We start from the raw sequence: 11,911 nt of genomic DNA on the forward strand, positions 1-11,911 counted from the left end.
GGGCAAAGGCCCGTGCGCCGCCGTCCGGGGACCGTCAGTTGCGGTGGGGGAAGGCCTTGGCCGCCGCGAGGAAGGCGTCGTTCTCCTCGGGGGAGCCGATCGAGACGCGGGCGCCCTCGCCCGCGAAGGGGCGGATGCTCACGCCCTGGGCGTCGCAGGCGGCGGAGAAGTCCATGGTGCGCTCGCCCAGGCGGAGCCAGACGAAGTTGGCCTCCGTGGGCGGGACGGTCCAGCCGTCCGCGAGGAGCGTGTCCCGGACGCGGTCGCGCTCCTTCACCGTGCCCTCGACGCGTTCCAGCAGCTCGCCGGTGGCCCGCAGGGACGCGACCCCCGCGGCCTGCGCGACCGAGTTCACGCTGAACGGGAGGAAGGTCTTGCGGATCGCGCCCGCCACCTCCGGGTGCGCGACGAGGAAGCCGATGCGCAGGCCGGCGAGACCGTAGGCCTTGGAGAACGTGCGCAGGACCGCCAGGTTCGGCCGGTCGCCGTAGAGGGTGAGGCCGTCCGGCACCTCGTCGTCGCGGACGTACTCGCGGTACGCCTCGTCCAGGACGACCAGGCAGTCGGCGGGGACGCGGTCCAGGAACGCCTCGATCTCCGCGCGCCGCACGATCGTGCCCGTCGGGTTGTTCGGGTTGCAGAGGAAGATCAGGCGGGTCCGGTCGGTGACCGCGTCGGCCATCGCGGGCAGGTCGTGGGTCTCGTCCCGCAGCGCCACCTGGACGCCGGTGGCGCCCGACAGCGACACGAGCAGCGGGTACGCCTCGAAGGAGCGCCACGCGTAGACGACCTCGGCGCCCGGCTCGGCGACGGCCTCCAGCAGCATCTGGGTCATCCCGACCGAGCCGCAGCCGACCGCGACATGGTCGGCGGGGACGCCGCAGAACTCCGCGATCGCCTCGGTCAGCGCGGTGGCGTTGTTGTCCGGGTAGCGGTTGACGTTCCGGGCCGCCTCGGCGATCGCGTCCACGACCGACGGGAGCGGACCGTGCGGCGACTCGTTGGACGACAGCTTGAACGAGCGGCCCTCGGGCGACATCACGACCTTGCCTGGCTTGTAAGCCACGAACCGGTCGAGGACGGAGCGGAAGCGCGGAGTGGTTGCCTCGGACACCGTTGTCCTCCAGATCGCACAGGGGGTGATGGGCCCCAGCCTATGCAGCGTCCCTCATCATCCAGCAAACGGCCACGATCCGGACGAACTCCCAGTCGCGGGTGTCGTCCGGCCACCAGCCCCGGTTGAACGCGTCCTCCGCGAAACCGTGCAGGTATCCCATCAGCTCGGCCGAGCCGGGCGGCGCGCCGGGCGCGCCCAGTTCGTCGCGGAGGCTGGCCACATGCTGGTCGACGGCCGCCGCCAGGCCCGGGGAGCCGGCCATCTCCGCGACGCCGGCCTCCCCGATGTCCCGGACGAGCACGCCGAGAACCTCGGAAGGGTCACCGTTCATAGGGGGTGAAACTAGCAACCGCCCGGCACTGCTTGCGACATCACCCCAGGTAAAACCTCATGCGCGGGGTCTCAGCATGGGCGGTCTGAGCTGCTCGGCATCGCCGCGCCGGTAGAGCCTCGCGGGGCGTCCGCCGTCCCGCGTGGTGGTCCGGTCGGTCGGGATGAGAAACCGGTCGGCGCCGGTCACCTTCCGGTGGAAGTTCCGCGGGTCGAGGCTGGTGCCCCACACGATCTCGTAGACGCGGCGCAGCTCCGCGACCGTGAACTCGGGCGGGCAGAACGCGGCGGCCAGCGAGGTGTACTCCAGCTTCGCCCGCGCCCGCTCCATCCCGTCGCACAGGATGCGCCGGTGGTCGAACGCGGCCCGGTCGCGGTGGAGGAGGTCGTCCACGGCCGTCCACAGCACCTGCGCCCGGCTGGAGGCGGGCAGGTCGGGCGCGAGCCCGAGGTAGGCGACGCTCACCACCCGCTGCCGGGGGTCGCGGTCGGGATACCCGTAGGTCGCGAGCTGCTCCAGGTGGATGCGCACGTCGGCGAGCCCGGCCCGCTCCGCCATGAGGCGGGACGCGGCGGCGGGCAGGTCCTCGTCGAGCTGGATGAACCCGCCGGGCAGCGACCACGCCCCCTCGTACGGCGCCCGGTCGCGCCGCCACCGCAGCGCGCACAGCCGGTGCTCCCGCACGGTGAGCACGACGAGGTCGACGGAGACGGCTAGCCGCGGCACGGACATGCCAACGAACTTAGCGGCAGTGACGGCCCGTTGACGCCAGAAGGCCCGGCCCGCCTTCGCGGCGGGCCGGGCCTTCCACGTCTCGGACGTCAGTCCTCCTTCGGGGCCTCCTTGGGGACCTCCACCGGGACCGCGGCGGCCGGGACGCCGTTGTGGCCGTTCGCCGCGTTCTGGCCGTTCATTCCCGCGAGGAGCTGGCGGGCGACTCCGAGGCCGGTGCCGCCGAGCGTGAGCGCCTTGGCGAGCATGTCCTCGACGCCCTGGGCGCCGTTCAGCAGGACCATGTTGTCGACGTTGCCGAACACGCCCGCGCCGGCCTCGACGATCTCCGGCCACTTCTCGGCGAGCTGCTGGGCGATGACGGCGTCGGTGTTCTCCGCCAGCGCGACGGCGCGGGCCTTGATCGCCTCCGCCTCGGCGAGGCCCTTCTGCCGGGTCGCGTCCGCCTCGGCCTCACCGAGCAGCCGGATCGCCTCGGACTCGCGCTGGGCCTTGAGCTGCACCTCGGTCGCGGCGGCCTGAGCGTAGGAGATGCGCTCCTCGCGCTCGGCCTCGGCCAGCTTGACCTGCTCGTACGCGCGGGCGTCCGCGGGCTTGCGGACCTCGCTCTCCAGCCGCTTCTCGGTGCGCTCGGCCTCCAGCTCGGCGTTGCGGGTCTCCTTGAGGATGACCTCCTGCCGGGCCTGCTGCGCGGCCTGCTGCACCTGGCCCTCGTACTCGGCCTTCTTGATCTCGGTGTCCCGGATGACCGCGGCGTTCTCCCGCAGGGCCTCCTGCTCGCGCTGGGTGGCCTCCTGGTTCCGCTCGGCCTCGGCGATGCGGGCCGCGGCGGCGACCTTGGCGGCGTGCGGGCGGCCGAGGTTGGTGATGTAGCCGGCGTCGTCGTGGATCTCCTGGATCTGCAGGGAGTCCACGATCAAGCCGAGCTTGCTCATCTCGTCGGCCGCCGAGCCGCGGGTCTCGGACGTGAGGCGCTCGCGGTTGAGGATCAGGTCCTCGACGGTGAGGTTGCCGATGATCGAGCGCAGGTGGCCGGTGAACAGCTCGTGGATGGCCCCGTCCATCGACTTCTGCTGCTCAAGGAAGCGCCGCGCCGCGTTGGCGATCGAGACGAAGTCGTCGCCGACCTTGTAGATGACCACGCCGCGGACCTTGACCGGGATGCCCTGCTGCGTCACGCAGCTGACCTCGAGGTTGGCCGCGCGGCTGTCGAGCCGGAGCCGGCGGGCCGTCTGGAAGCCGGGCAGCACCGCGGTGCCCTTGCCTGTAATGATCTTGAATCCGAGGCTGTCCACGCCGTCGATCGGCTTGGATTTGGCCCCGAGCCCGGAGATGATCAGAGCCTCGTTCGGCTCGGCGACCCGCCAGACCATCTTGAACAAGATGATCAAGACGATGACTGCGACGACGGCACCGACCGCCACGGCGACCACGGGCATGGGGCCTCCTCTTCAGATGTCAGGGGCGCGTCCGGCCCGGGGGCCCGTCCGCGTTTCCCAATAGACGCGATCCGCGTGCGTACGGTTCGGTCACCGCCGCACGTATTCGCGTCCTGATGAGGCCAATTTCACCGATCCGGCGTCACGAGGGCAGGGCTGGTGCCACGTACACCGTCCGGGGCGGGTGGTACTCGACCACGACGACGATCGTCCCGACGGCGATCTCGTCGCGGGGGTTGACCGGGTGCGCGTAGAAGGCCTCCACACCTCCGCGGATACCGATCATGACCTCCCCGACGAGCCCGGGCCCGATCCGGCCGGTCACCCGCCCCTCCCTACCGACCACGACCACCCCTGCGAACGCCACGCCTCGCCGCACCCTGCGGCCCGTGTAAGCCGAACCGTATCGGCTGAAACCCCTCTCCCGCACGGGCACAACGACCGAAACCGGGGCGTGAGGATCGCCCGGCTCGCACTTGGGTTCCAGGGGGTCGCCCCCGGGAGTCACGGCAGAACGCGGTGGGCTTGGGCCAGGGCCTCGTGGGCCAGGCGTTCGGCGTCGGTGCGGGTGGCGTTGGGGCCGAAGACGGTGATGGTGGACAGGTAGTGGCGGCCCCGGAACACGACGTACCAGGTGCGGGTGCGGGCGCCACCGCTGATCGTGGTGATGCCGACGGTGCGGGAGCCCTCGCCGATGTCGCCCTTCGGCGCCTCGACGACCCGGTGCTCGGCCCACCGGGTGCCGACCTTGGTGCGGAACGTCAGGCAACCGGTGGGGACGCGGGCGTTGACCTGCTTCTCGGCGTCGGCGGCGGACATGCCCATCAGCGTCTCGGTCGCGGTCTGGCCGCCGGCGTTGGTGAACGAGACGAGGGCGGCGGGCACGTCGCCGGCGACGTCGCCGGTGGGGCGTGCCGTCCCGCAGCGGGGCTTGTCCAGCGTCGCCTCCCGCTGGAGCCGGGCGGCGTTCTGGATGGCCTTCAGCGACCCGTACTCGCCCGAGTCGGGCTCGCCCGCGCGGCGGTAGCCGGTGGGCTCGGTGAGCAGCGCCTGCGCGAGCTGGTCGGAGGTGTAGCCGATGCCGGCCACTTCGGCGCGGGCCGTGCCGCCCACCTGGGAGGCGCGTCCGGCGTCACCGCCGCACGCGGTCGCGGCGGCGGCCGTCGACAGCAGCATGATCGGGAGGAGCCTGTGCGCCATGGCGCGACCCTACGGGGCACAGGGGCGAGACGCCCCGGACGACACACCCCCGGACGAACCCGTCAGCTTTTCTCGGCGCGCTCGTTGTACTCGCCGGCGTACTCCTGGCCGGACATCTTCTGGATGGTCTCGACGATCTCGTCGGCGATGGCGCGGCGGGCCTTGGCGGGCGGCAGGTCGCGGTAGTGGGAGAAGTCCATCGGCGGGCCGATCCGCACGGTGGGGCGGGGGCCGAACACGCGGGGGAAGTTCGAGCCGATGGGCTGGATCTTCTCGGTGCCTTCGAGGGCCACCGGCAGGACGCGCGCACCGGACTCCAGGACGAGCCAGCCGATGCCCGTCCGGGCGCGGTAGAGGCGCCCGTCCGGGGAGCGGGTGCCCTCCGGGTAGATCGCGAACGCGCCGCTGTTGCCGAGGACCTCGGCGGCCTGCTCCAGCGCGCCCATCGCTGCCCGCCGGGCGCCGCGCCGCACCGGGACGTGCCCGAGGTTGGTGAGGAACCAGCGGACGAAGCTCTTCTTCAGCCCGCCGCCCTCGAAGTAGTCCGCCTTGGCGATGTAGGTGACCGGACGCGGGACCGCCAGGGGGATGATGAAGCTGTCGATGAACGACAGATGGTTGCTCGCCACGATGAGCGGCCCGTAGCTCGGCACGTTCTCACCGCCGATCACCCGCGGGCGGAAAAGAGCCCAGAGGATCGGACGCACCACGCGCGTCATGAACGTGTAGAACACCCAGCCTCCCGAATTCGCCAACGCCACTGTAACCTCTGCGCCGATCCGGGCCCCGGTCAGCGCCCCCCTTTCCCGGCCGAGAGCCGGTCAGGAATGGTTCAAGCCCAGGTCAAAGGCCACCCAGACGGTATTGGATGCCATTCCCTACCCCCAAGTAAGTTTCTCTTGAGTAAGTTATTACGCCTGTTTCCCGGACGCCCCGGGAGGCATCCGGACGCCCCGGGCGCATCGTCAGGTAGAGTCGTCACGGAGCACCGGGCGGACGTCCTGGCGGGCGTTACGGTCCCGGGCGAGGGGCGGGCGACCTGGTCCTTTTCCCGGGAAGTGCTTGGAACGCGGGCACGGGTGCGCAATCCTGAGGAGTCACCTGAGATGGCCGGGAACCGCCGGAGTGGGGCGTGAGGTGACGATGGACTTCGACATCAGCCTGATGCGGGACGACCGCTGCACGCTCGTCCGCGTCAAGGGCGACATCGACGTGGTGTCGCGCACGCGCTTCGAGGAGACGCTGTTCGAGGTCGTCGAATCGGGCGAGCCGATGGTGGTCGACATGCGCGAGGTCACGTTCTGTGACTCGACGGGCCTGAACGCGATCGTCGCGGCCAACCGCCGCGCGGGAGAGCGCGGCACGCACATCGCGCTGGTGGCGCTGCCGCCGCGCGTCCAGCGGGTCTTCCGCATCACCGGGATCGACAAGTTCATCCCCATCCACGACACGCTGCGGGAGGCGATCGTCGCCTTCCCGTCCACGACCCGGTAGGTCCGGGGCCACCGCTCTCCGCTCCGGCTCAGGAGCAGCCCTCGAACTGGGGAACGCTCGTCGTCAGCTTCAGCCCCGACCGGGCGAACCACTGGTTCAGCAGCCGCTGCGCCGTCCCGTCCTGGTACATGGCGGTGATGGCCCGGTTGACCTCCTCGCACCCCTTCAGGTCCCCCTTCTTCAGCCCCACGCCGTACTTCTCGTCGGTGAACGGCGCGTTGATCATCCGTCCGGGCCGTCCGGTGGCGAACCCGGCGAGGATGAGGTCGTCGGTCGAGACGGCGTCGAGCCGGCCGGCGGCGAGGGCGTCCATGCAGGCGCCGTAGGTGTTCACGGTGACGGGCTGCGCCGCGACCTTGCGCTCCTCGATGACGCGCCGCCAGGAGTTGGACCCGGTCACCTCGCAGATCCGCTTGCCCTTCAGGTCCCGGACGTCCTTGATCGCGGTCGCGTCGGCGCGGACGAAGGTGTCCTGGTGCGCGACGTAGTAGGGGCCGCCGAAGGTCACCTTCATCTTCCGCTTGGCCGTGATCGAGTACGTCGCGACGATCATGTCGACGGTGCCCTTGGCGAGCGCGTCCTCGCGGACCGACGAGTTCGTCGTCCGGAACGTCAGCCTGCTCTCCGGGACGCCGAGCCGGCGGGCGATGTACTTGGCGACGTCGACGTCGAAGCCCTCGTACTTGCCGTCCGGGCGCTTCACGCCGAGGGCCGGCTGGTCCTCCTTCACGCCGATGACGAGGGAGTCCTTGTCCGCGATGGACTGCTCCTCCGGGGCGCCGAGGCCGCAGGCGGGCAGCAGCGCCACCGCCGCCAGGACGGCCGCCGGGGCGGCGATCGCACGGGTCGCGCGCATGGCTTGCTCTCCCTCGCTCAGCGGAACTCGGCCAGCCGGGGGCGGGCCCCCGCGATGATCAGGACGGCGATGACGGCGGCGGCGATCGGCGGGACCGCGTTCCACCCGCGCAGCCCGCCGTCCGCGTCCTCGATCGCCTTGTCGAAGACGTCCTGGTGGACGGCCGTCAGCGCGCTCAGCGCCGAGTCGTAGTCGTCGAAGTCGCGGATCGTGCTGGAGTTGCGGCCCATCCGCAGGTCGACGGCCGCCGTCCGGTTCCCGGACGAGGCGAGCCGCCGCATCTGCGCGTCGTTGCGCTGGACGGCCCGGTACGCCGCGAGAGTCTTGGCCAGCGCGTCGCCTTCGCGGCCCGTGCCGACGGTGCGGGCCTCGTCCCCGAAGAACCCGAGGAACCCGACGTCGCGCCGACCGGACTTGTACGCGCCCGCCTTCTGCTCCAGGCCCGCGTAGTAGTTCTCCAGGTTCACCGGCTTGTCGCCGAGGTCCGGGTAGATCACCGACAGGGACTTGTCCAGGTACGTCTGCTCGTAGGTGTCGGCGCGGCCGGGGTCGAGGAGGTAGCGGCTCTCGTCGCCGAACGCGCTGTGGCTGATCGCGCGGGCCCGCGACAGCTGCAGGATCGAGTCGAAGCCGTCCTCCTTGGCCTTGCGGATGTGCCCGGCGTGGGCCGTCAGCAGGCCCGCCCCGACGGCGGTGAGGACGAGCGTGCCGAGCGTCGCCAGCACCAGCGCCGGGTTGAGCACGCGGCGGAACGTCCGCACCAGGTACAGCTGCGTGGCGATCAGGAACAGCAGCACGACCAGGCCGGTGAGCGCGACCCAGGCGCGTCCCGTCAGCACCGCGGACCGCTTCGTCTCGTACGACTCCCGCACATGCGCGCCGGTGTCGAGCGTGATGTTGTACGCCTTCGGCAGCAGTTGCAGCTTCATCAGGTCGGTCGCCTGCCGGTAGGCGTTCACGACCTGCGGCGGGGTCTCGCCGGGCGCGTGGTTCGACTGCGCGTCGAGCTGCATCGCCTGGCCGACCAGACGCTCGTACTTGCCGAGGCCGTCCAGCACCTCCTGGACGGTCCGCTTCAGCGCCGGGTCGCTTCCGGCGAGCTGCGCGGCCTGCACGGCCGCCGCGTCCGCCTCCGCGCGGCGCCGCTCGTACACCCGCAGCGTCTCGTCGTAGCCGATGCCGAGGTCGTGCTCGCGGCCGATCAGCAGGATGTTGGAGACCTGCGCGTCCATGTCGCTCAGCGCGAAGTACAGCGTGCCGGTCGCGACGACCTGCGGGCCCGCGTCGTGCCCGATCGTCTCGACGGAGTCGCGGGCGTTCCCGATCGCCACGGTGAGGACGGCCAGCAGCGCCACGAGGGCGGCCAGGCACAGCGCCACGTGGGAGCGGATCCGGCCGGGGATGGTCTTCAGCCACCGGCCGCGGACGAACGTCCGCAGGCGGCCGGTGCGCCGCACGACCTCCGGGGAGTCATCCGGGACGGGCGGCCGCGACGGCTGCGCGGCGGGGGCCGCCGGCGGTGCGGGACTCATCGTCATGGCGTGCCCTCCTGCAGGGACAGCGTGATGGTCGTCCAGGCGCCCACGTGGATGCGGTCGCCGTCGCCGACCGGCATCGGCACGTTCACCGGGATCGGCTCCGTCCCGCCGTTGACGGTCGTGCCGTTCGTCGAACCGGGGTCGATCAGGTTCCAGGTGCCGTCCGGCCGGGCGAGCAGGACGGCGTGCAGATGCGAGACACCGGGGTCCTCCGGCGGCGTGCTCAGGTCGATCTCCGGCAGCAGCGCGCGGGACGTGCTGCGCCGCCCGATGCGGATCTGGTCGCCGAGCAGCGGGACGCGGCGCTCCGGGCAGTACGGCGGGAACGTCAGGCCGCCGGCGTCCGGCCCCATCTCCGCGACCACCGCGTCGAAGTAGGCGCGGTCGGCCGCGATGACCGCGTACGGGCCGGGGGGCGCGGGCGGCGGTGTCGGAGTGGACGGCGGGCCGGGCGTGCGCTGCCGCGGCACCAGCGGCACCGCGTGCGCGGTGCCCGCCGCGGACAGCTGGACGGTGTAGACGGTGCCGGTCTCGAAGTCGTACCCGTCGACCTCGCAGAACCGGCCGGAGCGGGGCGTCCCGCAGTGCGGGCAGTCCGCCGGCTCCTGCTTCGACGACCCGGACGACCCGGACGACGCGGACGGCTGCGACGGCACGGACGGCTCCGGCGCCTTCGGGGCGGGCTCGGGCTCGGCGAACTCGGCGCGCCGGGCACCCTCCATCAGGTCACCGCACACGTCGCAGTAGTCGGTGGCCTCGGAGGAATGCCCGCTCGGGCAGACCGGCATGGGCCTCAGCCCCCTGCCCCGTCGCCGTGCCGGGTCCGCACGGTCCGGACGGAACGGGTGTCGAGCGACATCTCGTCCGCCTTCGCCACGTCCCGCTTGAGCCGTACCGTGCCGCGCACCGGATCGACCACGTCGACGACCTTGTCGAGCAGGTCGGAGATCTGCTCGTTGCCGACCTCGCGGGCCAGCACCACGGCCCGGCCGAGCCGCGCGGTCGCGGTGTCCTCGTCGCCCTCCCGGCGCGCCTCCAGGCCCTCCTGGATGGCGTCGGCGAGCTCCGACTGGCCGGTGTGGATCGCGACCCGGCCGTTGATGCGCGTCGACCGCGCCTCGTCGTCGGTCCATTCGGCGAGGACGTTCCCGGACGCCAGCACCTGGTCACCCGCGACGAGCTTCACCCACGCGGCGCGCATCTGCCGCCCGATGTCCCCGGGCTGCACCTCCACGCACACGTGGTACTCGCGGTTCTCGTTCCCCCACGCGCCGAGCGGGTAGTCGCCCGTCTGCGTGCCGGACTCGACCCGCCGGCCGGTGAGGTCCTCCACGGTCGGGACCATCTGCTTGATGAACCGGAGCCTCGCCTGCTGCGGCGTCCACACCCGCAGCGTCACGTCCGCGATCTCCTTGCTCATCGCGGCGCGCGTCATCGCCAGGAAGTCGGCCTCCAGGTCGGCCGGGTCGGGGACGTCCAGGAACCCGCCCAGCAGCGCCGAGCTGATCTTGCGCAGCTCGGCGACGTCCCAGTCGGTGCCGACGCCGCGCGCGTCGCACAGGAAGCGGCCGGTGCACTGCCGCAGCGCCGCGTCCAGCTCCTCGTCCGACTCGTGCTGGTTTTTGCCGTCGGTGAGGAGGATCGCGTGCTTGACGGCGCTCTCCCCGACGGCCGCGTCGTGCCCGGTGAACAGCCGCTCGGCGAGCCGCAGCCACGACCCGATCGCGGTGCCGCCGGCCGCCTCCAGCCGCCCGATCGCGGTCGCCGCGTTGCGCCGGGACGTCTCGTCCGCCACGACGAGCCGCTCCCCCTGCGGGTAGATCATCCGGGGCCGGTTCGCGCCGGCGACCACCGCGAAGTGCACGCCGTCGCGCAGCACGTTCACCGCCGCCCGCGCCGCCCGCTTCGCCGCGGCCATCTTGCCCCGGTACGACATCGACCCGGACGTGTCGATCATGATGATCTCGGCGGCCGGCGCCCGCCCGGCCGCGGCCGGCGCGGCGCCCGCCGAGCGGGCCTCCACGGACACGATCGCGTGCATCTCCCGTCCGCCCGCCGGAAGGTAGGGGTTCTGGTCCACCCGGACGGTGAACTCCGGAAAATCGCTCATCTGCCCCGCTCCCTGATCGGTTCCGGCGGTTGACAGGGGACCACCGCCACCGTGACGTTGTCGTGCCCGCCCGCGTCGAGCGCCGCCCGCAGCAGCCGCCGGGCCGCGCCGAGCGGGCCGTCCCGCCCGTCCAGCGCCACCCGGGCGAGGTCGGACGGCTCCGGCAGGTCGTTCCACAGCCCGTCGCTGCAGAGCACCACCAGCCCCGGCCGCGTCGGGCGGAACGCCGTCACGTGCGGCTCGACCGGCCCCGCGTCCGCGCCCAGCCACGCGGTCAGCAGGTGCGCCCTCTTGTCGGCCCATGCGTCGGCGGCGGTCATCGTGCCCTGCTCGATCATGTTCGCGGCCCACGAGTCGTCCGTGGTGAGCGGGCACGAGCCCGTGGCGGACAGCCAGTACGCGCGGCTGTCGCCGACCCACCCGACGGTCACGCCGGACGCGTCCACCACGGCCGACACGAACGTGCACGCGGGCGAGGACTCCGGATCGCCCGGCAGCCCCGCCACGGCCTCCGCCGCCCGCGCCACCGCCTCGCGCATCGCGCCGCGCGGGTCCATGCCGACCGAGACCCGTCCGGTCAGCACCGACACGGCCGTCTCGGCGGCCACCCGCGACGCCTCCTCCGACCCGGGGGCCGTCGCGACCCCGTCGCACACCACCGCGCACGCGCCCGCGGGCAGCGCCGCCAGCGCGAACGCGTCCTCGTTGCGGCTGCGCCGGAGCCCGAGGTCGCTGACCGCCGCGCCCAGCCGGCCGAGGTCGGTCTCCACGTGCTCCCGCCCGCTCGGCTGCCGCAGGCCGCACTGCTCGCAGTAGCCGTCCGCCCCGACGGCCCCGCTCCCGCAGTCGACGCAGACCGCGCCCCCGCTGGGCGGCGGCGCGGGTGCCTCGGGGGCGGGGGAGGGGTTGGGGACGAAGAGGACGTCGCGGCCGGCGGGCGGCGGGGTGGCGTTCGGGAGGGCGGTGCCGAGGGGCGGGGTCCGGCGGATGGTCGGGTCGGGCCGCCCGCACTCCTCGCAGAAGCGGTCGCGGGGCTGGACGGGCTCGCCGCAGGTACGGCAGAGCGTCACGGGGGTGTGCTGGTCCGCGTTCAT

13 protein-coding genes are annotated in these 11,911 nt (G+C 72.5%); 1 reads left to right on the plus strand and 12 read right to left on the minus strand.

The features are described from left to right. Positions 1–34: 34 nt before the first annotated feature. From hisC to ABGB11_RS19660, 7 genes are all read right to left on the minus strand, one after another. Positions 35–1,114 (minus strand): histidinol-phosphate transaminase, encoded by a 1,080-nt coding sequence (hisC, locus tag ABGB11_RS19630; RefSeq protein ID WP_347634766.1) that lies wholly within the window; start codon positions 1,112–1,114, stop codon positions 35–37. A 40-nt stretch (positions 1,115–1,154) separates the two neighbouring features. Further along, the gene (locus tag ABGB11_RS19635; protein WP_347634768.1) at positions 1,155–1,448 is read right to left on the minus strand and encodes a DUF6401 family natural product biosynthesis protein; all 294 of its coding nucleotides are present in this window, start codon (positions 1,446–1,448) and stop codon (positions 1,155–1,157) included. Between the two features lie 57 nt (positions 1,449–1,505). Continuing rightward, entirely contained in the window at positions 1,506–2,180 is a 675-nt protein-coding gene (locus ABGB11_RS19640) for an NUDIX domain-containing protein (protein ID WP_347634770.1), read from the minus strand. Between the two features lie 89 nt (positions 2,181–2,269). Beyond that, positions 2,270–3,619: an SPFH domain-containing protein gene (locus ABGB11_RS19645; RefSeq protein WP_347634772.1), complete on the minus strand. Its 1,350-nt coding sequence runs from the start codon at positions 3,617–3,619 to the stop codon at positions 2,270–2,272. A gap of 142 nt (positions 3,620–3,761) precedes the next feature. Next, positions 3,762–3,944, minus strand: a complete 183-nt coding sequence (locus ABGB11_RS19650) for a hypothetical protein (RefSeq protein ID WP_347634774.1) — start codon at positions 3,942–3,944, stop codon at positions 3,762–3,764. A gap of 179 nt (positions 3,945–4,123) precedes the next feature. Next, on the minus strand, positions 4,124–4,819 hold the full coding sequence (locus tag ABGB11_RS19655; protein ID WP_347634776.1) for a hypothetical protein: 696 nt from the start codon (positions 4,817–4,819) through the stop codon (positions 4,124–4,126). A 62-nt stretch (positions 4,820–4,881) separates the two neighbouring features. Continuing rightward, entirely contained in the window at positions 4,882–5,553 is a 672-nt protein-coding gene (locus ABGB11_RS19660; RefSeq protein ID WP_347634958.1) for a lysophospholipid acyltransferase family protein, read from the minus strand. 409 nt (positions 5,554–5,962) lie between these two features. On the opposite strand from ABGB11_RS19660, the gene ABGB11_RS19665 reads away from it, so the two are divergent. Continuing rightward, entirely contained in the window at positions 5,963–6,313 is a 351-nt protein-coding gene (locus ABGB11_RS19665; protein ID WP_250358994.1) for an STAS domain-containing protein, read from the plus strand. A 28-nt stretch (positions 6,314–6,341) separates the two neighbouring features. Here the strand turns inward: ABGB11_RS19665 and ABGB11_RS19670 are convergent, their stop codons facing one another. The 5 genes from ABGB11_RS19670 to ABGB11_RS19690 are packed head-to-tail and all read right to left on the minus strand — an operon-like array spanning position 6,342 to position 11,911. Beyond that, the gene (locus ABGB11_RS19670) at positions 6,342–7,169 is read right to left on the minus strand and encodes a glutamate ABC transporter substrate-binding protein (protein ID WP_347634778.1); all 828 of its coding nucleotides are present in this window, start codon (positions 7,167–7,169) and stop codon (positions 6,342–6,344) included. A gap of 17 nt (positions 7,170–7,186) precedes the next feature. Then, a complete protein-coding gene (locus ABGB11_RS19675) occupies positions 7,187–8,707 on the minus strand; it encodes a hypothetical protein (protein WP_347634780.1) in 1,521 nt (506 codons plus the stop codon). After that, positions 8,704–9,495 carry an FHA domain-containing protein gene (locus ABGB11_RS19680; protein WP_347634782.1) on the minus strand — a complete coding sequence of 264 codons (792 nt, stop codon included), beginning with the start codon at positions 9,493–9,495 and terminating at the stop codon, positions 8,704–8,706. Before ABGB11_RS19680 ends, ABGB11_RS19675 begins: the two co-directional genes overlap by 4 nt. A 5-nt stretch (positions 9,496–9,500) precedes the next feature. After that, a complete protein-coding gene (locus ABGB11_RS19685) occupies positions 9,501–10,817 on the minus strand; it encodes a VWA domain-containing protein (protein WP_347634784.1) in 1,317 nt (438 codons plus the stop codon). Continuing rightward, the gene (locus ABGB11_RS19690) at positions 10,814–11,911 is read right to left on the minus strand and encodes a protein phosphatase 2C domain-containing protein (RefSeq protein WP_347634786.1); all 1,098 of its coding nucleotides are present in this window, start codon (positions 11,909–11,911) and stop codon (positions 10,814–10,816) included. Before ABGB11_RS19690 ends, ABGB11_RS19685 begins: the two co-directional genes overlap by 4 nt.

It is taken from the genome of Actinomadura sp. B10D3 (genome assembly GCF_039871695.1).
Classification (GTDB): domain Bacteria; phylum Actinomycetota; class Actinomycetes; order Streptosporangiales; family Streptosporangiaceae; genus Spirillospora; species Spirillospora madurae.